The sequence below is a fragment of the Agriterribacter humi genome (assembly GCF_009192765.1).
Taxonomy (GTDB): Bacteria; Bacteroidota; Bacteroidia; order Chitinophagales; family Chitinophagaceae; genus Agriterribacter; species Agriterribacter humi.
Genome location: NZ_VOHQ01000003.1, coordinates 185,541 through 210,627, shown reverse-complemented (window position 1 = coordinate 210,627; position 25,087 = coordinate 185,541). Strand labels below are relative to the sequence as shown.

General features: G+C 42.1%; 20 protein-coding genes. 8 read left to right on the top strand and 12 right to left on the bottom strand.

All coding sequences use genetic code 11. The features are described from left to right. Nucleotides 1-12 precede the first annotated feature (12 nt). Complete coding sequence (locus FRX45_RS07330; RefSeq protein WP_226805063.1) at nt 13-1,350, bottom strand: alpha-L-fucosidase; 1,338 nt, start codon at nt 1,348-1,350, stop codon at nt 13-15. A 69-nt stretch (nt 1,351-1,419) separates the two neighbouring features. On the opposite strand from FRX45_RS07330, the gene gltX reads away from it, so the two are divergent. Then, on the top strand, nt 1,420-2,949 hold the full coding sequence (gltX, locus tag FRX45_RS07325; RefSeq protein WP_152267756.1) for a glutamate--tRNA ligase: 1,530 nt from the start codon (nt 1,420-1,422) through the stop codon (nt 2,947-2,949). 136 nt (nt 2,950-3,085) lie between these two features. On the opposite strand, the gene FRX45_RS07320 is transcribed toward gltX, so the two are convergent. Together FRX45_RS07320 and FRX45_RS07315 are read right to left on the bottom strand one after the other, a co-directional pair. Beyond that, a complete protein-coding gene (locus FRX45_RS07320) occupies nt 3,086-4,354 on the bottom strand; it encodes an MFS transporter (protein ID WP_152267755.1) in 1,269 nt (422 codons plus the stop codon). A 36-nt stretch (nt 4,355-4,390) separates the two neighbouring features. Beyond that, on the bottom strand, nt 4,391-4,831 hold the full coding sequence (locus FRX45_RS07315) for a MarR family winged helix-turn-helix transcriptional regulator (RefSeq protein ID WP_152267754.1): 441 nt from the start codon (nt 4,829-4,831) through the stop codon (nt 4,391-4,393). A gap of 228 nt (nt 4,832-5,059) precedes the next feature. Between FRX45_RS07315 and FRX45_RS07310 the strand changes: the two genes are divergently transcribed. After that, complete coding sequence (locus tag FRX45_RS07310) at nt 5,060-5,887, top strand: universal stress protein (RefSeq protein ID WP_152267753.1); 828 nt, start codon at nt 5,060-5,062, stop codon at nt 5,885-5,887. A 466-nt stretch (nt 5,888-6,353) separates the two neighbouring features. Further along, nucleotides 6,354-7,130, top strand: a complete 777-nt coding sequence (locus FRX45_RS07305) for an enoyl-CoA hydratase/isomerase family protein (RefSeq protein ID WP_152267752.1) — start codon at nt 6,354-6,356, stop codon at nt 7,128-7,130. Here FRX45_RS07305 and FRX45_RS07300 read toward each other — a convergent pair. Then, nucleotides 7,117-8,553 (bottom strand): phytoene desaturase family protein, encoded by a 1,437-nt coding sequence (locus FRX45_RS07300; RefSeq protein ID WP_152267751.1) that lies wholly within the window; start codon nt 8,551-8,553, stop codon nt 7,117-7,119. The two genes, FRX45_RS07305 and FRX45_RS07300, sit on opposite strands and share 14 nt — an antisense overlap. A 176-nt stretch (nt 8,554-8,729) precedes the next feature. On the opposite strand from FRX45_RS07300, the gene fumC reads away from it, so the two are divergent. Continuing rightward, entirely contained in the window at nt 8,730-10,151 is a 1,422-nt protein-coding gene (gene fumC / locus FRX45_RS07295) for a class II fumarate hydratase (protein WP_226805061.1), read from the top strand. Nucleotides 10,152-10,804: 653 nt separating this feature from the next. On the opposite strand, the gene FRX45_RS07290 is transcribed toward fumC, so the two are convergent. Together FRX45_RS07290 and FRX45_RS07285 are read right to left on the bottom strand one after the other, a co-directional pair. Continuing rightward, nucleotides 10,805-11,668, bottom strand: coding sequence for a hypothetical protein (locus tag FRX45_RS07290; RefSeq protein WP_152267750.1), 864 nt, complete (start codon nt 11,666-11,668; stop codon nt 10,805-10,807). Nucleotides 11,669-11,687: 19 nt separating this feature from the next. Further along, entirely contained in the window at nt 11,688-12,365 is a 678-nt protein-coding gene (locus FRX45_RS07285; RefSeq protein WP_152267749.1) for a lipoprotein signal peptidase, read from the bottom strand. Nucleotides 12,366-12,569: 204 nt separating this feature from the next. On the opposite strand from FRX45_RS07285, the gene FRX45_RS07280 reads away from it, so the two are divergent. The 3 genes from FRX45_RS07280 to FRX45_RS07270 all read left to right on the top strand — a co-directional run bounded on the left by FRX45_RS07280 (nt 12,570) and on the right by FRX45_RS07270 (nt 15,444). Continuing rightward, nucleotides 12,570-12,917 carry a hypothetical protein gene (locus FRX45_RS07280; protein WP_152267748.1) on the top strand — a complete coding sequence of 116 codons (348 nt, stop codon included), beginning with the start codon at nt 12,570-12,572 and terminating at the stop codon, nt 12,915-12,917. A 241-nt stretch (nt 12,918-13,158) separates the two neighbouring features. Continuing rightward, the gene (locus FRX45_RS07275) at nt 13,159-14,757 is read left to right on the top strand and encodes a SulP family inorganic anion transporter (protein WP_152267747.1); all 1,599 of its coding nucleotides are present in this window, start codon (nt 13,159-13,161) and stop codon (nt 14,755-14,757) included. Between the two features lie 45 nt (nt 14,758-14,802). Then, on the top strand, nt 14,803-15,444 hold the full coding sequence (locus tag FRX45_RS07270; protein ID WP_152267746.1) for a carbonic anhydrase: 642 nt from the start codon (nt 14,803-14,805) through the stop codon (nt 15,442-15,444). Nucleotides 15,445-15,515: 71 nt separating this feature from the next. Here the strand turns inward: FRX45_RS07270 and FRX45_RS07265 are convergent, their stop codons facing one another. From FRX45_RS07265 to uvrA, 4 genes are all read right to left on the bottom strand, one after another. Then, nucleotides 15,516-16,913 carry a M28 family peptidase gene (locus FRX45_RS07265; RefSeq protein ID WP_226805059.1) on the bottom strand — a complete coding sequence of 466 codons (1,398 nt, stop codon included), beginning with the start codon at nt 16,911-16,913 and terminating at the stop codon, nt 15,516-15,518. A gap of 117 nt (nt 16,914-17,030) precedes the next feature. After that, complete coding sequence (locus tag FRX45_RS07260) at nt 17,031-18,209, bottom strand: ABC transporter substrate-binding protein (protein WP_152267744.1); 1,179 nt, start codon at nt 18,207-18,209, stop codon at nt 17,031-17,033. Between the two features lie 25 nt (nt 18,210-18,234). Next, nucleotides 18,235-19,770 carry a glutamine-hydrolyzing GMP synthase gene (gene guaA, locus FRX45_RS07255; protein ID WP_152267743.1) on the bottom strand — a complete coding sequence of 512 codons (1,536 nt, stop codon included), beginning with the start codon at nt 19,768-19,770 and terminating at the stop codon, nt 18,235-18,237. Between the two features lie 71 nt (nt 19,771-19,841). Beyond that, on the bottom strand, nt 19,842-22,706 hold the full coding sequence (gene uvrA, locus FRX45_RS07250; RefSeq protein ID WP_152267742.1) for an excinuclease ABC subunit UvrA: 2,865 nt from the start codon (nt 22,704-22,706) through the stop codon (nt 19,842-19,844). Nucleotides 22,707-23,024: 318 nt separating this feature from the next. On the opposite strand from uvrA, the gene FRX45_RS07245 reads away from it, so the two are divergent. Beyond that, a complete protein-coding gene (locus tag FRX45_RS07245) occupies nt 23,025-23,606 on the top strand; it encodes an RNA polymerase sigma factor (RefSeq protein WP_152267741.1) in 582 nt (193 codons plus the stop codon). An 80-nt stretch (nt 23,607-23,686) separates the two neighbouring features. Here FRX45_RS07245 and FRX45_RS07240 read toward each other — a convergent pair whose 3' ends face one another. Together FRX45_RS07240 and purQ are read right to left on the bottom strand one after the other, a co-directional pair. Continuing rightward, nucleotides 23,687-24,148, bottom strand: coding sequence for a protein-disulfide reductase DsbD domain-containing protein (locus FRX45_RS07240; protein WP_193311615.1), 462 nt, complete (start codon nt 24,146-24,148; stop codon nt 23,687-23,689). A gap of 69 nt (nt 24,149-24,217) precedes the next feature. Beyond that, nucleotides 24,218-24,901, bottom strand: coding sequence for a phosphoribosylformylglycinamidine synthase subunit PurQ (gene purQ / locus FRX45_RS07235; RefSeq protein ID WP_152267739.1), 684 nt, complete (start codon nt 24,899-24,901; stop codon nt 24,218-24,220). Between the last annotated feature and the right edge of the window lie 186 nt (nt 24,902-25,087).

Genomic DNA, 25,087 nt, shown 5'->3' with positions numbered 1-25,087 from the left:
GTAAAACATCACTTATTTTTTTACATGCAATGCTATAACAGCATCGTAGTCATTTATGCTCAGGCCTGGTATACTAAATGAAAGCTCATCCTTTTTTAAAGTAAAAGAAACAGGGCTTTTATCTTTTAGCCAGGTGGCGGAAATGATTTTTTTGTACGGGAACGAGGTAAGGACTATCCTGCCATCTTCAGGCTTTTTGAGTAAATGAATAAATACTTTATCGCCCTTTTCCGTTACACAGCCCCACGACTGCGGAAGTACGAATCCCCGTTTGGTGTCGTAAATACTTTCACCATACATTTTCAGCCAATCGCCCATGTATTGCAGCCTGCTGATAAATTCGGGCTGAAATTTGCCGTTGGGCATAGGCCCCACATTCAATAAAAGATTGGCTCCATTGCCGGCAGCATTTACAAGCAGCGAGATTAGCTGTTGATTGCTCTTATAAGAAGTATCAGTGAGGTTAAACCCCCATGATCCGTTAATTGTTTCACAGGTTTCCAGCGGAAGCTCATCTGAAGGCTTTTGAAAATTGAGCCCCGATTTATTTTGATGCGGCAGATCTTTTTCAAACATCTGGAAGTCCTCGCCGGGGAAAGGTGTAAGATGATGGTTATTGCCAATTAAACATTGCGGTTGCAGCTTATGGATCAGCCCGTATATTTCATCATATTTCCAGTCAATCCGGGAAGTCCTGTCTTTATCTCCTTCGGGGTTTGTCTGATCCCAATGGCCATCGAACCATATTCCCGCCACTTCCCCGTAATTGGTCAGTAATTCAGTGAGTTGGTTTTTCATAAACTGCAGGTAACTGGCATAATTCCCTTTTCCTTTTCTTCCTGTTCCCTGCCCCGTGCGGCCGGTTTCATGCGGGTAATCTTCTCTCCGCCAGTCTAACAATGAATAATAAAAAAATATTTTAATGCCCTGCTTATGACATTCATCCGCTATCATCCTTACAATATCTTTTTTATAGGGTGTGTTCATGATGTTAAAATCCGAATATTTCGTATCCCACATACTAAAGCCATCGTGGTGGCGGGTAATAAGCGTAATGTATTTCATGCCGGCATTCTTAGCGATGCTCACCCATTCGGCCGCGTCAAAATCAATTGGATTGAAAAAGTCTTTCAGCCGGGTATAATTTTCAACAGTAATATTCCTGTTGTTCATCACCCATTCCCCGCTTCCGGGTATGCTGAAGGGCCCCCAATGAATAAACATGCCAAACCGGGCCGCGGCAAACCATTCCCGGGCCTGCTTATTGGCAGCGGTAGCTTCATATTGCTGAGATTGTGCCGTAAAGGCAAGCATAAGCAGAAAGACGCTAACTATAATTCTACTTTTCACGATGCATAGTTTAAGGCTAAGGTAATTGTATTCCTGCAGATTGATTTATCCACCTTACTTTTGCGGTCTATGCACACAACAAAAAAAGTACGTGTCCGGTTCGCACCCAGCCCTACCGGCGGGCTGCACCTGGGCGGTGTAAGAACTGTTTTATATAACTATTTATTTGCAAAGCAACACCAGGGAGATTTTATACTCCGTATTGAAGATACCGACCAGAGCCGTTACGTAGCCGGGGCGGAGGAGTATATATTCAATTGTTTGAAATGGACAGGGCTTGAGCCTGATGAAAGTCCCATCCATGGCGGCGCGTACGGCCCTTACCGCCAGAGTGAAAGAAAAGCACTATACAGGCAGTATGCCGAACAGTTAGTAAAAGACGGCTATGCATACTATGCATTTGACACTCCCGGAGAACTGGAAAAAATGCGGGTGGATTTTAAAACAACGCAAAATCCTTCTCCCCAATACGATCTTACTATACGCACTAAAATGCGCAACTCCCTCACTTTAGCCGAAAGCGAAGTAAAAAAATTATTAGATGAAAATACCAGGCATGTAATACGCATTAAAATGCCGGAAAATGAAACGGTAACTTTCACCGATATGATTCGTGGCGAAGTAAGCTTTAATACTTCCGTGGTGGATGACAAAGTATTGCTGAAAGCCGATGGTATGCCTACCTATCACCTGGCGGTGGTAGTGGATGATCATTTAATGGAGATCAGCCACGCCTTTCGCGGGGAGGAGTGGCTGCCCAGCGCTCCTGTACATATTTTGCTTTGGAAATATTTATTTGGGTTAGATGCCATGCCGCAATGGGCGCACCTGCCATTAATACTTGGACCAAACGGAAAGCTCAGCAAAAGAGATGGCGCTAAATATGGCTTCCCGGTTTTTGCCATGAACTGGACCGACCCCAAAACCAATGAGCTTACGGAAGGATTTAAGGAAAAAGGATTTTTGCCGGAAGCATTCATTAACCTGCTGGCGGTATTAGGCTGGAACGATGGCACGGAACAGGAAATTTTTTCTAAAACGGAATTGATTGAAAAGTTTTCTATAGAAAGAGTACACAGTGGCGGCGCCAAATTTGATTATGAAAAAGCGAAATGGTTCAATCATGAATGGATAAAGAAGTTACAGGTTTCAAGTTACGGGTTGCAGGTAAAGGAGCTACTGGAAAATAAAGGCATAGTCATAACGGATCAGGCCCGGTTTATACAAGTGCTGGAATTGGTAAAAGAGCGGTGCCATTTGCTTACTGATTTTGCAGAACAGGGCGCCTTCTTTTTTAAAGCGCCCGAAAAATATGATGTAGATGCCGTTAAGCCCAAATGGAACGAAGCAAAACAGGTGTTCTTTGCCGAACTGATTCGCAATTTTGAATTAAACAGCAACTGGAATGCGCATGACTTAGAAACCGGTTTTAAAGAAATGGCCGCGGCGCATCAAATAAAACCTGGCGAACTCTTGCTGCCACTGCGTATTATGCTAGTAGGCGGTAAATTTGGTCCGCATGTGTTTGATATTGCGGAAATACTGGGTAAGGAAGAAACGGTTGTAAGGGTAAAGCACTTTTTGGGATTGTTGCAATAAAGATATACAGGTTTTTCGTGGAACCCCAGAGGCAAGTGTGCGTCATACAAAATGTTGAAAGTCGCCGGTGTCCCTCAAGTCACACCCTATGGGGGACTACTGCTTATTTCTTTTATTAATCGGCTTCAGCCAGGTTTCATTTCGCTTCTGCTTTTATTCCTACGGCTTGCTCGCCGGGCAAAGGTCTAATATATCTTTTCAATTTCCTGCTATTCAGGAAACGAAGGTGCACCGCACCGACCAGCAAAGCGATGATACCTTCTGTCAAAACGGTATTTTGTACGCCGAAGTATTGCGATACATAACCGATGATAAGTCCGCCCAGGGGCTGCATCCCGAAAAAGATCATGGCATAGAAACTAATGACGCGGCCCCTCATATCGGGGGCTACTGTGGTTTGTATTATTGTATTAACGATAGTAACCTGCGACATCATGCCAAAAGCACCGAACGTAGCGAATACCAATGCCAGCGGATAATGCGTGGCATGAGAAAACAATACCAGTCCCGTACCCAATACAAAGGTATTTATGGCCAATATTTTCCGCAGATTTGCCGATGGCTTTAATGAGGCGAGAAATAAGGCGCCGGCAAAAGCACCCAACCCAATGGCGCTGTCAATCCAGCCGAAAGTTGCGGCCGTACCATGAAAAATATCTTTGGCATAAACAGGTATCAATGTAATGAAAGGCAATACCAGCAAGCTTACCATACCAAGCATACCCAGGAGGAATGCAATTTCAGGAGCTTGCTTTATATAAGACAATCCTTCTTTTAATTCGCCCAAAATGTTTTTGGTATGAGGTTTAGCCTCGTATCGTGGAAGCTTCATCAGCAGCAATGAAAAGATAACGGCACCAAAGCTCAATGCGTTCAATCCAAAACAAACAACATCACCAAAAGCTTCAATAGATATGCCCGCAATGGCCGGACCGATAAGTCGCGAGAGGTTTACCATAGAAGAATTCAGAGCCAGCGCATTAGGCAAATGCGCTTTGTCGTTCACCATTTCGTATACCAATGATTGTCGTGCAGGCACATCAAATGCATTGATGATGCCGAGTAATACACTGAGCGCAATGATATCCCAAACCGTATAATGCCTGAAGAATACCAGCAATGTCAATAGCACCGCCTGTAGCATGGATATAATCTGCGTAACCAATAGCAGCTTGTGGCGGTTATAGCGGTCGGCAGTTACCCCGCCAATAAACGAAAACAGAAATGAGGGAAACATCGCGGCAAACAACGTTACACCAAGCATAAGCTTGGAATGTGTTAACGAATAAACCACCCAGCTTACCGCTGTTTTCTGCATCCACGTGCCAATGAGGGAAACCGATTGACCGGCAAAATATAGCCTGTAGTTGCGGCTCCTGAACGCGTTAAATGTACTGATGCTCATAATTAAAAAACCTCCTCCACAGCCTGTTCCACAGCCCTATTCAAAATCAATTAAACGGGTTAAGGGTGGCAATGCCCGGCGCAGCAAATCGAGCTCCCGTGCAGAGCAGGTTTGCCGCAGTGCCTCGTGCAGCCACTCATCTTTTTCGTTGCGCATTTTATGTAATACGGCCTGTCCCGCTTTGGATAACGAAATAATAGCTTTTCGCCTATCCGTAGCCGATGAGCTCCTGTTGATGAGACCAAGCTCCGAAAGGTGATTTAATATCTGTGACATGGATTGTGTAGTTACTTTTTCCATGGCTGCCAGCTCGCTGGGCAGCAGGGATGTATGCTGATCAAGCAATCCGATAGTAGAGCGCTCCGTGAGCGAAAGCCGGCTGCCCTCTGGTGTTTGCTGACGTAGCTTTTTAACCAGCCTGGTAACTACCGTTCGAAGGCCGGCAGCCAGTTCTATGTCATTTTTTTTAGTTGCCATAATATTATAAAGGAAACTTACAAGTTTACTTTATAAAAGTACAATAAAGCAATGATGGCAACAATGGCTTATACAATAAAACGTTGTTAAACAGGGTACCTGGGATCTTATTTCCTCTTCTTATCCCCCAACTGATAACAATCAGTTAATCTCCTCACACAAATCAGCGGCTGCAAGCAGGTATTTCGTATCTTCAAAACTACATTTGTCCATTAAAATACATTATTCATGAAAAAGATCATTGCCGCCGTAGATTTTTCTGAACCTTCAGTAAACGCAGCAAAATACGCCATTCAGTTAGCGTCCGACATAACAGACAGTACCGTTACGCTGTATTATGTATATGAAACGATAGTTGCGGGTTCCGATGGCACCCCATTGCTGATTGATCCCGATGCCAGGAAGAATATGGCTATTGCTGCATTAAGCAACCTCAAAAGAGAACTGGGCAGCATTGCCGGAGTACCCATAGACGTTGTAGCAGAAGAAGGCAGTTTGACGCCCACCCTGGAAAAATATGTAAATCATAATCATGCCGATCTTATTGTAATGGGCATTACAGGAAGCAGCAAACTGGAACAGTTAATTATCGGGAGCAATACGCTGAATGTGATCAGTAAAGATATTTGCCCCGTTTTTATCATTCCCGGAACGGCTGTTTACCAAAAAATTAAAAACGTAATTCTTACCTCCGACCTGAAAAACGTAGAAGCCACCACGCCGGTAAAACCATTGAAAAAATTTTTAGATATACTTCAACCTCAATTATACGTACTGCATATCACTTCGGAACAAACTGCGCTACCAGATGAAGATAAAAAAGAAAGTAAAAAATTAGAGCAGTTGCTGCAGTCCTATAATCCTCAATACTTTTCTTTGCTCGAAGAAAATTTCACAGAGGCCATAGATAAATTCTCTATTGAGCATCATGCGGATATTATTATTACCGTTCCGCGCAAACACTCATTTTTAGGAAGCCTGTTCAAAAGCAGTAATACTAAAAAGTTAGCTTACCAAAGCCGCTTGCCTATATTGGCTTTGCATTCATGGGAATAAAGGGACCTCTCCGCGCTGTGGCGAGGGACGGTGCTTAATGGTAACTTCGGGCATAGGCTCTTCCCTTTCAACTTGGAATAAAAGTGGGCCAATGTTGTAGCTGATGGCTCCTATGTCTGATTGCCACAAGGAATACGGTCGGCACCCGATGCAAGGAGGGTCAGACCGCATTTGGAAATTCGCAGGAATACAGCCCAAAAGCACCAGGAGCCAAATCACAAATCATAAACCCAACATTGAAACGGACGCCCCTGTAATCTGCACCCTGGAACTTGCAACCCAAATCAATCTCAAATCCGGATGTACTCACCACTGACTACTAACACCTCACCATTCAAGTATGCACCCTATCATTAGTAGTTATTCCCCTGATCGCCGGTTGCCAATAAAGCATCCTACCTTTACCTGCACAAAACGTATCACTGCAGATGACCGGATCATCTACAAACCGCTAAAATGAATTTTTATGAAATTGTTATCCTTATCTTTTCACAACCATACGCTAATCATCACCATCAATCGTCCTGATAAGCTGAATGCGCTTAACAAAACAGTGATAGAAGAATTGAGTGTGGCCATTGATGATGTGTATAATAATGCGGAAATAAAATCAGCAGTTATAACCGGCAGTGGCGCCAAAGCCTTTGTTGCGGGAGCCGACATTAGTGAATTTGCTGCGCTTGATGCCAAAGGCGGAAAAGCAATGGCCGAAAAAGGCCAAATGCAGGTGTTTAATAAAATTGAACATTGTCCCAAACCGGTTATAGCCGCTGTAAATGGCTTTGCTTTAGGCGGCGGCTGTGAGCTGGCTATGGCCTGTCATTTTCGCGTTGCCAGCGATAATGCCAAATTTGGCCAGCCTGAAGTGAATCTTGGTTTGATACCGGGATATGGAGGTACACAACGTTTAACGCAACTGATCGGCAAAGGACGCGCCATGGAATTGCTGATGACAGGCAGTATGATTGACGCTCCTGCAGCCCTGCAATATGGATTGGTAAATTATGTGGTGCCCCAGGAAGAACTGATGAATAAAGCCTTATCTGTTACCGAACTCATCAATACGAAAGCACCATTGGCAATAGCGGGGTGCATAAAAGCAGTCAATGCCGTTTTTGAGGAAAACAAAAATGGCTACGAAACGGAAATAAATATTTTCGGTGAACTTTTTGATACCGCCGATGCAAAAGAAGGCGCTGCCGCTTTCCTCGAAAAACGGCAGCCGGTATTTAAGGGGCTTTAATATTGAATATGTCTTTTAATGCCCGCCTTGCCGCATGATAACCACACATGCCATGCACACCTCCCCCGGGCGGAGTAGAAGAAGAGCATATATACATTCCTTTTGCTGAAGTTCTGTAAGGTGAAAAGCGCAATGCCGGCCGGGTAAACAACTGACCGATATCAATTACACCGCCGTTAATGTCACCACCAATATAATTGGCATTATAGGCTTCCATTTGTTCGGTATTCATTACATGCTTAGCCAGTATCCTTTCCCTGAAGCCCGGTGCAAAACGTTCCACCTGGCGTTCAATAGCTTCGGTCATATCTTTTGCAGAGCCATTGGGCACATGGCAATAAGCCCATGCGGTATGCTTTCCTTCCGGCGCCCTCGAAGGATCAAATAAACTTTGCTGTGCCAATAATACAAAGGGTTTATCGGGGTGACCGCCATTCCATGTTGATTGTTCCGAAGCCGTTATTTCTTCAATCGTATTGCCAATATGTACAGTGCCTGCTGTTCTGCACGCTCCGGCTGCAAACGGAATGGGTGCATCCAATGCCCAGTCTACTTTAAACACGCCCATTCCATACCTGTATTTTTGTAACTGCCATTTGTATAATGAAGAGAATTTATGTCCCGCGATCGCTAACAATTGTTGCGGCGTTATATCAAATAAAATAGCCTTTGAAGCGGGCAACTGCTGCAATGAACGAACGTAAAAGCTGGTTTCTATTTTTCCGCCTAAAGAAATAAAATAAGAGGCGAGTGCGTTAGCTATCGTTTGTGATCCTCCTTTAGCCATAGGCCATCCTTTAAGATGTGCGGCCGTCATTAATACCAACCCTATTGCAGATGTTGTGAGATTGTTTAATGGTTGAATGGAGTGTGCCGCCATGCCCGCCCAAAGCCCCCTTGCTGTTTTGGTACTAAACCTTTTGGCTAAATCTGTGGCGGAGGTAATGGCTTTAAGCCCAAACTGAGCCATTGCCAGTGGATGTTTGGGAATATGCAGGGGCGCCAGTACATCAGCGGCTATTAATGGCCAGCTTTTTATTATGGGATTGATGAGTTGCAAATATGCATCCTTGTCTACGCCCAATGAAGCCGCAGTTTCTTCAGGAGATGATTTCAAAATAGCCGCAGTTCCGTCATCGAAAGGGTGTGCAGCAGCAACAGGAGGATATATATAGGAATAGCCATGCTGTTCAAGCGGAAGGCTATTAAAAAAGGGTGAGCTAACAGCCATGGGATGAATGGCGGAACAAACATCATGTATATAGCCGGGCAATGTAAGCGCTTTCGATCGCAAGCCGCCCCCAATCGTATCTCCACCTTCCAATACGAGTACAGAAAGTCCGGCCTGTTGTAACGCAATAGCTGCCGCTAATCCGTTTGGGCCTGACCCAACCACAATAGCATCAAATTCCGTTTTTTGCACCAGCTTTTTATTTTAAACTTCCTGTCATCTCCCAAAATACAGATGATTTCCGGCAAACATTCCTAAAGGAACTACAGCACTAAAATAATGCAGTGGGATCAATAAACCGTAAACTTGTAATTTTGCACCGCCCGGCGGATAGTCCGCATCGTAACCGATTTTTTAATTCCTTTAAAATGCTGCATACCACCATGGATTACAGGATAGAAAAAGACACAATGGGAGAAGTAAAAGTTCCCGCTCATGCGTATTATGGCGCACAAACACAAAGAAGCATTGATAATTTTAAGATCGCGCAGGATATTAACCGCATGCCGAAGGAAATTATCAGCGCATTCGCTTATCTTAAAAAGGCGGCAGCACTTACTAACTTAGAAGCGGGCGTTCTGCCCAAAGAAAAAGCAAAATTGATTGGCGAGGTTTGCGATGAAATACTGGGGCATCAATTAGATGATTATTTTCCGCTGGTAGTATGGCAAACCGGCAGCGGCACCCAAAGCAATATGAATGTTAATGAGGTAATAGCATACCGCGGGCATGTATTGAATGGCGGCAAACTGGAAGACAAGGAAAAATTTTTACATCCTAATGATGATGTAAACAAATCCCAGTCGAGCAACGATACTTTCCCAACGGCTATGCATATTGCCGCTTACAAAATGCTGGACGAAGTTACCATTCCCGGAATACAAAAACTCAGGGATACACTGGCTGCTAAAAGCAAAGCGTTTATGCATGTGGTAAAAATAGGCCGTACACATTTTATGGATGCCACTCCATTAACACTTGGACAGGAGTTCAGCGGTTATGTATCGCAACTGGACCACGGGCTTAAAGCCGTTAAAAATACTTTACCGCATTTAAGTGAACTGGCTCTGGGCGGTACCGCTGTGGGAACAGGAATAAATACGCCGAAAGGCTATGCCGAAAACGTGGCCAAACATATTGCCGCTTTAACCGGACTGCCTTTTATAACCGCAGAAAACAAATTTGAGGCTTTGGCCGCGCATGACGCTATAGTTGAAGCGCATGGCGCTTTAAAAACCATTGCGGTAAGCCTGATGAAAATAGCAAATGATATCCGCATGCTTTCATCCGGGCCACGGAGTGGCATAGGCGAAATTTTCATTCCCGATAATGAACCGGGCTCCTCTATTATGCCCGGTAAAGTTAACCCTACACAATGCGAGGCCTTAACAATGATTGCGGCACAGGTAATGGGAAATGATGTGGCTATCAGTATTGGCGGAGCAACCGGACATTTTGAACTGAACGTTTTTAAGCCAGTGATGATTTATAATTTTTTACACAGCGCCAGGCTGATAGGAGACGGGTGCGTAAGCTTTAATGACAGATGCGCCTCTGGTATAGCGCCTATTGAAGCTAATATTAAAAAGCATGTAGACAATTCCCTAATGCTGGTAACAGCACTCAATACAAAAATTGGTTATTATAAGGCTGCGGAAATTGCTCAAAAAGCACACAAGGAAGGCACCACATTAAAGGCGATGTCGGTTAAGCTGGGTTACGTAACACCGGAGCAATTTGACGAATGGGTGCAGCCCGCTAACATGGTGGGTGAAATTAATAAGGAGTGATATGCCAATCACTCACTACTCACCACTAACTACTCACCACTTTCCCCTACAGCAATAAGGCATCTCACCAAACGGGAGATGCCTTTTGCTTTAAACCAACTACAACATGAGAAAAAAGACGGAATTAAATATTTTAACACAGTTAGTATCCTTAAAACGGACTTTGCATAAGAATAGTATTTATATGCCGTAAATATTAAATGCAAAATTACACACACATTACGCCGTTCCCTTTCGGGTGATGTGGAAAAACTTAAATTATCATTTGGTAAGGAGCCTTAATTGTTCTAAAAAAGATTGCAAGATTATCAAAATGAAGCATTTAATCTGTTTGTATTTTTTTTATCGGTCCAATGAAAAATAAATGCAAAAGTTAAAAAGAATATTTTGAACCGTGCTCCGTTTAAATATCTCAGATATGCCAATCACAAATACATTTATATTCCTGTTCCCTAACCCATCACCTGCAGGATGCTATAAAGCCTGCTCATTAATTGTACCCTATGGCTGTGTTAATCGCACGGCCGCTTAATCCATACCCCAAACAAAGCCTGTTGATTGATTTCACAACCTCTCAGCAACTTTGTAAACAAAAAACCCTCTTTTACAGGAGGGTTTTTTGTTTATGTGGAATGGATGATCCAACAACGTGCTTATTTACATTCATATTCAAATTTGGTTAACCCGCTAACCAGCGGCAATCCATCTATTACATCACCCGATGCATATACCTCCGTAACATAATCATCGGAAGAGAACTTATAATTGGTGTATGTTGTTTTATATGTAAGTATTTCGTTACCATCTGAATCATAAATGCTAACACCAATGTTTTCCAGCAAATTTTTTGGCTTTGCACCTACATTTACTGAAAATATATAAGGAGCCAGTTCATCCGCATCGGGGAAATAATATAAAAAATTTTTCACCGTTTTGGTATCGTTATATTTTAGTTCAGATCTTAAGGCTATCCTCTTGTCGCCGGAGGCTTCATTAACCTCCACTTTGACAAGATTTTCATTAACCCATTCGTATTTATAAACAAAAAAGGGAACATCAGTATTAAACGACATCACAAACCAGTTTTTACTGTAAAGATGTCCGCCGGCATCATATTCATAGGTATACTTGTAGCGCTCAGAACTTGTGTCGGAAGGATTCTCAAGTGTATTAAATTCTTTTATACGCCCGGCGCCATCAAGGAGAAAAAATTCATTTTCATTTACCCTGATGGTATCATTGATATAGGTAAGATCTGCATGAAAGTCTACAGTTCCGGAAGTACTGTCATACCATTCTATTTTTCCTGCAAGATTATTGTTACCAGGCGTAATATGAAATGACCCATATCCCTTTCCTGAAGCCGAGTCATAAGGTGTTATAGTGGTTACAACACAATCATTACCCAGCGGCGGGTTGCCTGTTGCCCCCATTTCACGGCTATATTCTTTTGTACAGGAACAGAAAAGAATACAAAGTATTGAAACAGTAAATGCTAATCCTGGTATTCGCGTCATAATTAATGCAGCACAGGCATTATGATACCTGCACTTCATCATTTACGGTAGTATTGGTCTCTACCGTTGGGTGCGATTCCTTCTTTTTACGTTCAAAAAAGCGTTTCTGAAACAGCAGTATGGTTATAACGCCAATAGAAATGGACGCATCCGCAATATTAAAAACCGGCCTGAAGAATTCAAACTCTTCCCCCCCCCAAAATGGAACCCACTTCGGAAAATGAGTATCGGTGATAATAGGAAAATACAGCATATCTACTACACGACCATGTAAAAAGCCTGCGTAGCCCTCTGCCGGAAATATAGTGGATATGTATGGATTGAATATATCGCCGCTGTTTTCAAATATCAGCCCATAAAACATGCTGTCTATAAGATTTCCGATAGCGCCTGCATATATTAAAGCAGCACAGATAATAAATCCCCTATGGTAGCCTTCTTTAATAATATGCCGGATATAATAGGTTCCAAATACCACTGCAAAAAGCCTGAATAAAGTAAGGATGATCTTGCCCCATTCTCCGCCAAGCTTCCAGCCATAAGCCATGCCCTCGTTTTCTATAAAATGGAGCCGGAACCATGAGCCTATGAGTAGTTTTTCTTCTCCCAGGTAAAAATTGGTTTTTATCCAAATTTTAAAACCCTGATCAATAATAAGAATGGCCAGTGTGAGAAAAATAACAGATCTGAATTTCACTATCAACAGTTTAAGCGCAAACCTACATGAAAAAGCTGATTTTCCGAACACTTCGCCTGCCGGAAGCGGTTTTCTAATTTTATGAAAGAGAAGGACTTCACTTTAAAAAAATAAAATCAATTTTTACATGATATATCATTAAAATAATTCGTTAACATTTTGATATTGCTATCTAATTATCAATTTTGTACCTTCGGGCACTTCATGGCATCAAACAGTACATATAAGCTAAAACATTATGCGTCTGCAGTCTTTATGATTTTTACGCTGTTGTGGCTTACAGTCAGTACTTCCCTTATTGCAGATATTCAGCAGCAATTGAACGACAAAAGCTCATCCCGTGCTCCTGCTCAATCAATGGAAGAAAATACAAATCCATTTTCTGGTCTCAATGAAGAAAAGTGCAGCACGAATACTTTTTCAGAATATTTGCACGAATCTTTGACACTTTCCGTACTTGCACAACCCGATCTTGAACATAGCAGCCATGCGGGTTCTCTTATTTACATTGCTTATTACGGAGAATTGATTTCACCTCCTCCGGAAGCTTAGTTATTCTTTTTGCTCCTACTTACATGAATGGGCCGTTTGCTTTTAAGTGCCTGCATTTTAATAATGCAAGTTGTTGAAAGTCGGGGGAAGTTTTTTGTTTTTTTCCCCAAATTCAGCCTGCATTTATCCAGTAAATAACGACAGATTATCATCCGGTCAATACCGGTTTATAAAAAAATATTTTTAAAAAGTATCGGGAATATCAATGATAAGATTTCCTGTTATTTAATTGTTATAGATTATGAAAAATCGCATTACACCTTATATCAGGAACTTTCCGGGCGACATGGGTTCCTCAGTAGTAGTATTTTTAGTGGCTTTACCCCTTTGTTTGGGGATAGCTTTGGGCTCTAATGCTCCCTTATTCAGCGGTATTATTTCGGGCATTGTTGGCGGTATTGTTATAGGCGTTTTAAGTGGCTCGCAATTGAGTGTGAGCGGACCTGCCGCCGGGCTTACAGCAATAGTAGCAGGGGCTATTATAATGCTTCCCTCTTTTGAAGTGTTTTTACTGGCCGTAGTACTTTGTGGTGTATTTCAATTGATACTTGGATTTGTTAAAGCGGGCTTTATAGGCGACTATATTCCTAAAAGTGTGATCAAGGGAATGTTGGCGGCAATTGGGATTATTCTAATACTAAAACAAATTCCACACCTGATTGGCTACGATAGCAATTTTGAAGGCGATCAGGCCTTTTTACAACCCAATGGAGAGAATACATTTACAGGTATCTGGAGCGGGTTGGCAAGAATAGCCCCGGTTGCAGTACTGATAGGCGTCATCTGCCTGGTTTTCCAGTTTTACTGGGGTAGTCTTGTAGAAAAAAAGGGTGGTTGGATGAAACTGGTTCCGGCGCCACTACTGGTTGTATTGCTCGGCGTTGGGATCAATGAGCTCTTAAAATGGCAAAGCGGGGCTTTTGCGCTCCGGCAGGAACACCTGGTTACTATTCCTGTAGCTTCCTCTGCCACTGAATTTTTTTCTTTTTTTACTTTTCCCGACTGGAGCAGTATTATCAATAAGCAAATCTGGATTACAGGTGTTACGCTGGCGCTGGTAGCCAGCCTTGAAACACTGCTGGGGATAGAAGCTGTGGATAACCTTGATCCACAAAAAAGAATTACGCCTACCAACAGGGAATTAAAGGCGCAGGGTGTGGGCAACATTGTATCAGGACTAATAGGCGGGCTGCCCTTAACAAGTGTAATTGTACGTTCTTCGGCTAATATTCATGCCGGTGCCAAAACAAAAATGTCCACTATCTATCATGGATTTTTTATTTTACTTAGTGTGGCCTTTATACCGCGGATATTAAGCATAATCCCTTTGTCGGCCCTGGCAGCCATATTAATTTATACCGGGTTTAAATTAGCCAAACCTTCTCTTTTCAGGGCTTTTTACCGCAAAGGATGGGATCAGTTTCTGCCCTTTGTTGCTACGGTAGTTATTATTTTATTTACTGACTTACTGGTAGGCGTACTGGCAGGATTAGCCATAGGATTGTTTTTTTCTGCCCGGAGCAATTTTAAGACAGCAGTATTTATTGTAAACGATAATAACAATTACCTCATCCGCTTAAGAAAAGATGTTTCTATTTTAAATAAAAGAGGTATCAAAAGCAAACTGGATGCTGTTCCCGAAAATTCAAGTGTATTAATTGATGCAACCCGTGCCGATTTTATTGACAGGGATATTGTTGAAATGATAACTGCTTTTACGCGGGAAGCGCATAAAAAAAACGTACGGGTGGAATTCAAAACAAATCATATCAAAGACCATGGATTTGATATAGAAGTTTCAACCCGGCAACTACATAAAAAAGCAGAAATGATATCATAATTATCTACAGGGAATCTCTCTGTTAATTCATTTAAAATGATTACAATGAAATCGAACGAAAAATTATTATTGGAAAATAAAGCATGGGCAACGGAAAAAATAGCAATGGATCCCGATTACTTTAACAGGCTGTCGGAGATTCAGACGCCGGAATTTTTGTGGATAGGCTGCAGCGACAGCCGTGTGCCGGCCAACGAAATTACCGGTACTCAACCCGGCGAAATATTTGTACACCGCAATATCGCCAATATGGTTATCCATACCGACATAAACCTGTTGAGCGTGCTGGATTACGCGGTGAATTTTTTAAAGGTAAAACATATAGTGGTTTGCGGTCATTATGGCTGCGGGGGAGTAAAAGCATCCATTACAAATAATGACTACAAAGCATTATTAAATATGTGGCTCCGGAGCCTTAAAGATGTATACCGCCACAACAGGGAAGAGCTGGATGCCATTGCAAACATAGATGCGAGAACTGACAGACTGGCTGAATTAAATGTGATGGAACAGGTAGTAAGGCTGTCGCAAACCACTATTATTCAAAATGCCTGGAAAGAACAGAAAGCGCCTGAGCTCCATGGATGGGTGTATGGATTAAAAGACGGACTGCTTAAACCGGTTATGGAAATAAAAGCCGGCAGCGCTGTTGATCCGTTATACAGGTACGACAACATACAATCGTAAAAGAAAGAAGAGAAACAAAGGAGAAAGCGGAAAGTAAGAAGGATATTGCTTGCCGCTTTCTTTTACCTGCGTTAATCCTTCCATCTCCACTCTCCTGAAATTTTTAATGCCACCTTGAGGTTACTTTGTAATAATGCCGCTTTTAGTTCATCATCATTTAAACGTTTGGCCTGTAATTCAGGCGCATCGGCCAGCCCATACAGCAACATGGCGCTGAACCGTATGGTATTCTTCAGTTCCTGCTCATTCACCAGGCTAAAAACATCGCAGTCTGCATGATAGCAATTCAGCACTTCCCTGCTCAGGCTTCCTGATACACTTCCCGCAGGAATGCCCTGCAGCATAAAAGGCTGATGATCGCTGTGCAAACCAAATCCTGAACGAAATGTATTTGAAAAAGATGTGTCAATACGATTGGCAATACTGCCGATAGCCTGAAAAAGCGCTTTATCTTCATCGGTAGTGGCTGAATATCCTTTTGGATTATTAGACATATCAAGGTTGAGCATATACTTTATATTCGCCACAGTTCCATCGTGCAATGATTTTTTCATATAGGCTTTTGAACCCAGCAGTCCCTGTTCTTCTCCCATAAACAAAACAAATTCCACGGTACGTTGAGGCTGCAGGTTCAATGCTTTAAAAGTGCGGGCTATATCTATTACCGAAAAAGAACCAATACCATTGTCAATAGCGCCTGTCGCAAGATCCCAGCTATCCAGATGCCCTCCAATCACAATTTTCTCAGCAGGCTTTATTTTTCCGGGAATGCCTGCAATTATATTCCGCGCTTTTATTTTACCTGAAAAATTGGTCATGGCAATGCTGGCGGTGGCAGGGGCTGTTTTCAGTTGCTTTTTTAACCGCATGCCGTCTTCATTACCTATACATATTGCCGGAATACTGATCAGTTTGCCCGTTACAGAAGCTGTGCCGGTAAGCAAAATACCATTCGGTGCAGCATTAAAAAGTATGATGGCTTTTGCGCCATACCGGATAGCCAATGCTGTTTTTTCTGACCGGTGCAAATTACGTAAGCCGCTTTGGGAACCCGGCAATATACCCAATGAAGCCAGTACAATTTTGCCTTTAGCCGCCCCGGGATTATCAAGATAATCTTCTTCCAACCCATTACCCATATCGGCAATACTGCCTGAAATATTTGCTTTTACGGGTGAATGTGCCAGCGAAACCGATTCGTATTTTTTATTATTGATAACAACAGAGAGTGTACCCCGGCTCCAGCTTTCTGCTTCAAAAGGAGCATACCGCACATCTAATCCATAGGATTTTAAAAGTTCGTAAGCGTATGTTTCTGCTTTAGCGCCCTGGGCAGAACCCGTTAGCCGGTGGCCAATATCTTCTGTAGCCTCCTGCAAATTACCGTAAGCGGTTGAATGTTGTTGTACTTCCGCATCAATGCTTTTAAAAATTGCATCCCACTCCGGCCTGGATTGTGAGTAAAGCATATTGCCGGAAAAAAATAAAAAAAAGGCTGATAGAAAAAATCTTATCATATACAACAAGTATGGTCTTTGATGAGCATTCTATTTGAATGTATGGGTGGTTACCACGCAACAAATTATTCAATTCAGTTTGGATAGCGTATCATTGAGCTGCTGTAAGATGTAGATGCGCTTGTTTTCATAATAATCAGGCGTTGCACTATTTTTGCTCCAGTGAATTGGTTTGAAATCGAAATCGGTAAGTACGCGATAATTTTTATCTGAAAGATGTTCCGGTAATGCATCATTGTATTGAGTAAGCAGGTGAGCAAACAGGTACATCACTTCATATCCCCTGAAGGCCATTTCTGAAGGAGAAGAATAGGTGCTCATTGCGTATCGCTGTGAAAAATCAGCACTCCATGCATGCTCTTGCCCGGGGTTAAAAAACGTGGAAGAATAAATGACAGGTAATGTTCTTAGGTCGGCAGCTTCCAATTCGCGATAGTCTTCCCAGGTAGGCATTCCTACCAGTGTAATTTTGTAAGTAGCAGCAAGGGATCCAACCGCAGTGATCAGTTTTTTACTGAAGCTCTCATCAAGGCTGCCACAAATAATAATGTTTTCCCTTGTCTTATCCAATGAAGCCGCTATATTTTCCGGGGTAAAAACTGTATTTAATGTATTGGTTTTAATATTCAGCACCTGACCCGATGAAGATGCATTAAGCGACTTAAATACTTCTGTTACCCTGTCGTCTGCCGCGCTTTGCCTGCGGAACATTACAATATTATTGGTGCCGAGGTTGCGCAAAACATAGTTATAGATAGCCTGTAAATGCGTGTTTAATTTGGAGTTCACGATAATTACAAAGGGATTTCCGCTGATGCCGCCATCGTTGGGATAAGTTGCCGAAACAAAAGGAATTTGTTTTTCCCTTGCAATGGTAGCAAGGTCTAAATATTCACTGCCGCTAACAGCGCCAATAATAAGGTCAACATCATTGAATGCACCACTATCTGCAAGCTTATAAATGGAAGTTTTGTGCCTTGTATCATATACCTGAACGTCAAGTTCCAGGCCTTCTTTATCTAATGAATCTATTGCTAAAGCTGCTCCCTGGTAAAAGTCCAAACCTGTATTTATATAGCGCGGAACAGTTTTACCAAACCTGTAATTCCCGGATGCATCAAAAGCCGAATCAAGATAAAGCGGTGCAAAAAATGCAATACGGGGTGTTCTTGCTGCACTATCCTGGGCAAAACCGATGTTTGTAATGAACAGCAAAAGTGTAAAAAAAAGAAATCCGGCTTTAGTCATACTTTCAACTTTACCATAAGACGTATCATTCCCACTCTATAGTTGCAGGTGGTTTGCTACTGATATCATATACTACGCGGTTGATACCCCTTACATTGTTAATGATTTCATTAGAGATATGAGCAAGAAATTCGTAAGGCAGATGCGCCCAGTCTGCTGTCATACCATCTACCGAAGTAACAGCCCTTAATGCAATCGTGTATTCATAGGTTCTTTCATCGCCCATTACTCCTACGCTTTTTACAGGAAGCAAAATAGCGCCAGCCTGCCATACCTTATCATACAGATCAAAAGATTGCAAAGCTTTAACATATAAAGCGTCTGCCTCCTGCAGCAACCGTACTTTTTCTTCTGTTATTTCTCCTAATATCCGTATAGCTAAGCCCGGTCCCGGAAAAGGATGACGGGAAATCATAGCCGAAGGCAGTCCTAATTCGAGACCAACCTTCCTTACTTCATCTTTAAACAAATAACGTAAGGGCTCTACCAGTTCAAGATGCATTTTTTCTGGCAATCCGCCTACATTATGATGCGATTTAATGGTAACGGAAGGGCCATGCACGGATACACTTTCAATCACATCCGGATAAATCGTTCCCTGTCCAAGCAACCCTATACCTTCAATTTTATGCGCCTCTTCATCAAATATTTCAATAAAAGTTTTGCCTATGATCTTTCTCTTTTCTTCAGGATTTGTTTTTCCTGCAAGTCTTGTATAAAAGTGTTCACGGGCATCTACTCCTTTAACATTGAGTCCAACTTCGTTATAGGTTTTCAAAACCTGTTCAAATTCGCCTTTTCTTAATACGCCGTTGTCTACAAAAATGCCAAATAATCTGTCGCCAATTGCCTTATGTATTAAAGTGGCTGCCACAGTGGAGTCCACGCCCCCGCTCAATGCCATAATTACTTTGCGGTTGCCGACCTGCTTTTTCAGGTTCTCTATGGTATCATTTATAAAATGAGATGGTGTCCAGTCCTGCTTACAACCACATATTTCCACTAAAAAATTCCGGATCAGTTTTTTACCATGGGTGGAATGATATACTTCGGGATGAAATTGCAGCCCGTAAATAACATGTGCGTCACTGCCGTTTTTTTTGAAAGCAGCTACGGGTATAGTATCCGTTGTTCCCAATAGCTCAAAGCCGGCAGGTGTTTCTAATATGGAATCGCCATGGCTCATCCATACCTGCGATTCCGCAGGCACATCCGTCCAGAGCACATCATCCTGTTTAGTCTTTAATAAGGCTCGTCCATATTCTCTTTTTCCGGATTTTTCTACTTTACCCCCAAATGCTTTGGCGGTAAGTTGTGCACCGTAACAAATGCCGAGCACAGGTAATTTCTTGCTTATCGCTTCAATATCTACAACGGGTGCATTATTGTCGTTTACCGAAAAAGGAGAGCCCGATAAAATAACAGCTTTTAGCCCTGGCGTATAATTTATGGGTTTGTTAAACGGCGTAATTTCACAATACACGTTTGCTTCGCGTACGGCACGTGCTATGAGTTGGGTATATTGGGAACCGAAGTCAAGAATAAGTATTTTTTCTGTCATTTGGTTGCGAAGGTAACGAGAAATTTAAAAAATTGCTTTTCAGGGTATAGGCTCTATAGATTCAATTACCGCTATAAAAATTTTCCCGTATAACTCTCCTTCACCTTTTTCAAATCTTCCGGCACACCGGCAAAAACAACATTGCCACCTTCATCGCCTGCTTCCGGCCCCAGGTCAATCACCCAGTCGGCGCTTTTTATTACATCGGTATTGTGCTCTATAACCCAAATAGAATGGCCCTGCTCTATTAATGCGTGAAAAGAAGTCAGCAGCTTCTTAATGTCGTGAAAATGTAATCCGGTAGTGGGCTCATCAAAAATGAACAGGATATTGCCCCGTCCGACCGTGTCATCCGGGCGGGCTTGTGCTTTCCCTTTACCCAAAAACGAAGCCAGTTTAACCCGCTGCGCTTCCCCGCCCGAAAGTGTATCGCTGGATTGCCCGAGCTTTATATATCCCAGGCCCACATCCGCAAGGGGTTTTAATTTGGTGAGAATATCCTTTTCGTCTTTAAAAAATTGCAAAGCTTCCTCTACACTCATCTCCAGCACGTCAAAAATATTCTTATCCTTATACATTACTTCCAGCACCTCTTCCTTAAATCGTTTGCCATTACAAACTTCACAGGTAAGATGAACATCGGCAAGGAATTGCATTTCCACAACCTGTTCTCCTTCACCTTTACAGGCATCGCAGCGTCCCCCTTCCACATTAAAAGAAAAATGCTTCGGCTGAAAACCGTTTATTTTGCTCAGCGGCTGTTTGGCATACAGGTCCCTTATTTCATCGTAGGCTTTAATATATGTAACAGGATTGCTCCGCGATGATTTACCAATAGGATTCTGATCTACGAGCTCTACCTGGCTAATACCATCAACATCTCCGCTTATATTTTTATGCATACCAACTTTGTCCACAAACTCCCCTTTTATTTTTTTTAAAGCGGGATATACGATCTGTTTTATCAAAGTAGTTTTCCCGCTACCGCTCACCCCGCTTATCACACATAAAATATTAAGCGGTAATTCAACAGTAATATTGTTGAGATTGTTTTGACGGGCGCCTTCCACTACCAGGGAACGCTTCCATTTACGTACAACAGCCGGCGATTCAATTTTTAATTCCCCTTTCAAATACTTCCCGGTAAGACTTTTTGTATTATTGATTAAATCATTATAATCGCCCTCCGCAATTACTTCACCACCCATATGGCTTGCTAAAGGTCCCATATCAATAATATGATCGGCTTCCCGCATCATCATTTCATCATGCTCTACCACCACTACCGTATTTCCCAAATCCCTCAGTTCTTTTAATACTTTTATCAACCGGGCAGTGTCTCTTGAATGAAGCCCGATAGAAGGTTCATCCAGGATATACAAAGAGTTGGTGAGATTGCTTCCCAAACTTCTGGTTAACTGAATGCGCTGGCTTTCTCCGCCGCTCAGGCTATTGGCCAGCCGGTTAAGGCTCAAATAGCCCAGGCCCACATCAAGCAAAACCTGTAATCTTTGCCTGATTTCAATAAGCACACGTTTGGCCACCTGCTTATCATAATCGCTTAAATGAAGTTCATCAAACCACTTTTTCAGATCTTTTACCTGCAATTCGCATAGCTCACCTATATGCTTTTGACCAACTTTTACATACAAAGCTTCTTTGCGCAACCGGTAGCCCTTACATTCCGGGCAGAGCGTTCTTCCGCGATAGCGGGATAATAATACGCGGTATTGTACCTTATATAAATTTTGTTCTACCTCTTTAAAAAAATCGTTAATGCCGTTTACATGAGTATTTCCATTCCATAATTCATCGTATTGCTGTTTGGAAAGGTCAATAACCGGTTTATGTACGGGAAAATTAAAATGCTTTGCACCCCGTATAAATTCATCTTTCCAGCGGCTAAGCTTCTCCCCTTTCCATGGCGCCACTGCACCTTCATATACACTTAACCGGGGATCTGGTATTACCAGGTCGGCATCAATACCCAGCACCTGTGAGAAGCCTTCACATACAGGACAGGCGCCGTAAGGGTTATTAAATGAAAAAAGATTGGGAACAGGCTCCTCGAATTTAATGCCGTCTTTTTCAAATCTGCCGGAATACTGTAGCTGTTTTGTACCATTTACTTCAACCACCATTTCTCCTTCCCCCTCAAAAAAAGCGGTGCCAACGGAATCGGACAACCGGTGTATATCATCTTCGTCAAACTCCTTTACCACTATACGGTCAATCAGAATATAAATAAGGAATGATGACTGCTTATTGGAGAATTTCTTTTTTAATTCAGTGTCCTTTTGTTCAAGCGCATCCTCAATACGTAATATTTCGCCAGTGGAAGATTCAGCAACGGTATACAATCTTGAAAATCCTTTTTGGAGCAAAATGTTCAATTCTTCCCTTATATTTCTTTTGCCCTGAAGTCTGAATGGTGAAAGTATCAATATCTTATCACCCTCCTTCTGCGCCCCAATGGCTTCTACCACATCCTTTACGTCATCTTTCTTCACTTCTTCCCCGCTAACCGGTGAAATGGTTTTGCCGATACGGGCATATAACAAACGCATGTAATCGTATACTTCTGTCATGCTGCCTACAGTAGACCGCGGGGTGCGGGTAATAACTTTCTGTTCGATGGCTATGGCAGGGCATAAGCCTTTAATAAAGTCCACATCAGGCTTATTCATCCTGTTCAAAAACTGGCGCGCGTATGCACTAAGACTTTCCGCATAACGGCGTTGCCCCTCGGCAAAAAGGGTATCAATAGTAAGAGAAGATTTGCCGGAGCCGGATACGCCTGTTACCACAACCAGCTTATTGCGCGGAATTTCAACCGTTATGTTTTTTAAATTATGTACCCTTGCGCCTTTTATTAAAATATTATTGTTACTGCGCTGCGCCAATTGTTTTTTCTTTTTACCCGATGTTGCTATCATAAAAGTGGATCAAAATTAATACTAAATTGTTTAGCTTAATCAAAGACGCATAAATAAGCCGTCATTTAAGAAATGGTATTATTGTTTCAGCGACTATGTATTTAATATTATGCGGTTTAGCGAAGATTTTCAAATGTTAATCGAAATTTATTTAACGAAAGTTTGGTTATATAAAAAAAAGCAATATTTTAGCAGTCCCAATATCGTACGAAAGAAACTAGAATTTAAAACATTACCGCCTATTTGGTATTAACTTCTACTTCTTTATTATGCTATTGGGGATATCAAAATCCCAACCATTAAAAACCGTAGAAGTTTATGAAATCCCTAACCAATCTGCCTGACCAGCAATTGATCCACCTTTTTATGGGTGGAGATGCGTCTGCACTCGAGATCCTCATTGTCCGCCACAAGGACAAGATTTACACTTCCATTTTTCTTCTGGTGAAAGACAAGTACCTGGCCGAAGACATTTTTCAGGATGTTTTTATCAGGGTCATTGACACCATTCGCAGTGGCCGCTACACAGAAGAAGGAAAGTTTCTGCCCTGGGCTATGCGTATTGCCCACAACCTGTGCGTAGATCATTTCCGCAAGGTTAAACGCACTCCTGCTATTAAAACAGGTGATGATCGCGACATTTTTGAAGTGATCAATTTTTCAGAGGATGGAGTAGACCGCCGGATGATGCAGCGCCAAAGTCATGACCGCGTTCGCGAAATGCTTGATCGTTTGCCTGAAGATCAACGCGAAGTGATCATTTTAAGACATTACGCTGAATTAAGCTTTAAAGAAATTGCTACGTTAACCGATTGCAGTATCAATACCGCTTTAGGACGTATGCGTTATGGTTTAATCAACCTGCGCAAAATGATGCAGGAAAAACAAATTGCATTGTAACACATTTACTCAATGAAAAGGGGTTGTATATTTTTATACAACCCCTTTTCTATTTCCCTGATCCTTTACCCTGAATATTTTTATCCGCCAATATTCACTTTGAACGAAACTTCTGCAGGAGGTAAACATTCCTTATCATCGCACACCATAAATTCCACGGAACCGCCCACATTCGTTTTGATCTTCTTCTTTAATTTTACCAGTTGTACAAACTCTACCTTGTTTTCATAATAATTCACATCGCCTCCCCACACTTCCTCATGTTTTTTTACCATTTTACCTACTTCTTTAACCTTGCCATTTAAATCTATCAATGGATTGCGGGTAAAAGTAAATGAAGTGGCTACCGGACCTTCAACACCAACATTCTGGGCATACATATGGTATTTACCGTTTATATCGGCCGTAAAACGGACCTCATAAGTATCGGCTGCAATTTTTTTAGACGAAAAATTCCAGTTTACCATCCTGGCAGACCCGTTTTGTGCAAAAAGGATATGTGCACAAAATATAAGGGTTATAAATAGTACGATTCTTTTCATAATGCTATACTTTAAACGCAGATGCCGGACAAATTTCATACAAAAAGACTTAAATATTTGCCAAAAGTATTAACCCGCCGCTACAAGCGATTTTTCTGCAATAAGTAAATCGCTTAGTATTTTTCGGCCATCAGTATTTCCCAATGCTTCATTACATGCTCTCTCGGGGTGCGGCATCATACCAAAAACATTACGGGCAGTATTGGTTATGCCGGCTATATTACGCAGGCTCCCGTTGGGATTGGCAGCAGCGGTTATTTCACCGGATGCATTACAATAACGATAAACTACCTGGTTATTTTCTTCCAGCAGGTCGAGCGTTTTTTCGTCTGCATAATATCTTCCCTCTCCATGCGCTAAAGGAATTTTTGCCGGTACGCCATCTTCTCCTTTTATATATACATTCTGGCAAACGAATTTCATATTTTCATTGCGCAATAAAACGCCGGGCAACAAACCTGCTTCACATAATATTTGAAACCCGTTGCAAATACCTAAAACTTTACCACCTTTTTGGGCAAACGCAGTCACACTCTGCATCATAGGACTAAACCTGGCAATTGCCCCGCAACGCAGGTAATCACCAAAAGAAAACCCTCCCGGTAAAACAATACAGTCATCTTTATCAAAAGCGCTCAGGTCCTTATCCTTGTGCCAAAGTTCAATCACTTCATAACCAAGATCTTCCCTCAGCGCATAAATCATATCACTGTCGCAATTTGAGCCTGGAAAAACAACTACGCCAAATTTCATAACTGATTATTAATAGGCTGCAAAGGTATGCAGTTGAAAGGATATGACAAACCAGGGGCATGGCTGCAATACTATTGTGATGAGTATGAATGTATGATTTGCCGAATTATTTACCGTTTCCCGCATTATTTTGAATTATTTGCGGTTTTATCACTTATATTTATGCATGTTTATGCATTTTTATAG

Bases quoted from the DNA above. Each gene is read 5' to 3' on its own strand.
- purQ (WP_152267739.1), bottom strand. From the start codon at position 24,901: ATGAAATTTGGCGTAGTTGTTTTTCCAGGCTCAAATTGCGACAGTGAT.
- FRX45_RS07240 (WP_193311615.1), bottom strand. From the start codon at position 24,148: ATGAAAAGAATCGTACTATTTATAACCCTTATATTTTGTGCACATATC.
- FRX45_RS07280 (WP_152267748.1), top strand. From the start codon at position 12,570: ATGGCATCAAACAGTACATATAAGCTAAAACATTATGCGTCTGCAGTC.
- FRX45_RS07315 (WP_152267754.1), bottom strand. From the start codon at position 4,831: ATGGCAACTAAAAAAAATGACATAGAACTGGCTGCCGGCCTTCGAACG.
- uvrA (WP_152267742.1), bottom strand. From the start codon at position 22,706: ATGATAGCAACATCGGGTAAAAAGAAAAAACAATTGGCGCAGCGCAGT.
- FRX45_RS07310 (WP_152267753.1), top strand. From the start codon at position 5,060: ATGAAAAAGATCATTGCCGCCGTAGATTTTTCTGAACCTTCAGTAAAC.
- FRX45_RS07245 (WP_152267741.1), top strand. From the start codon at position 23,025: ATGAAATCCCTAACCAATCTGCCTGACCAGCAATTGATCCACCTTTTT.
- gltX (WP_152267756.1), top strand. From the start codon at position 1,420: ATGCACACAACAAAAAAAGTACGTGTCCGGTTCGCACCCAGCCCTACC.
- FRX45_RS07260 (WP_152267744.1), bottom strand. From the start codon at position 18,209: ATGACTAAAGCCGGATTTCTTTTTTTTACACTTTTGCTGTTCATTACA.
- FRX45_RS07270 (WP_152267746.1), top strand. From the start codon at position 14,803: ATGAAATCGAACGAAAAATTATTATTGGAAAATAAAGCATGGGCAACG.
- FRX45_RS07290 (WP_152267750.1), bottom strand. From the start codon at position 11,668: ATGACGCGAATACCAGGATTAGCATTTACTGTTTCAATACTTTGTATT.
- guaA (WP_152267743.1), bottom strand. From the start codon at position 19,770: ATGACAGAAAAAATACTTATTCTTGACTTCGGTTCCCAATATACCCAA.
- FRX45_RS07320 (WP_152267755.1), bottom strand. From the start codon at position 4,354: ATGAGCATCAGTACATTTAACGCGTTCAGGAGCCGCAACTACAGGCTA.
- FRX45_RS07275 (WP_152267747.1), top strand. From the start codon at position 13,159: ATGAAAAATCGCATTACACCTTATATCAGGAACTTTCCGGGCGACATG.
- fumC (WP_226805061.1), top strand. From the start codon at position 8,730: ATGCTGCATACCACCATGGATTACAGGATAGAAAAAGACACAATGGGA.
- FRX45_RS07305 (WP_152267752.1), top strand. From the start codon at position 6,354: ATGAAATTGTTATCCTTATCTTTTCACAACCATACGCTAATCATCACC.
- FRX45_RS07265 (WP_226805059.1), bottom strand. From the start codon at position 16,913: ATGCTTTACTCACAATCCAGGCCGGAGTGGGATGCAATTTTTAAAAGC.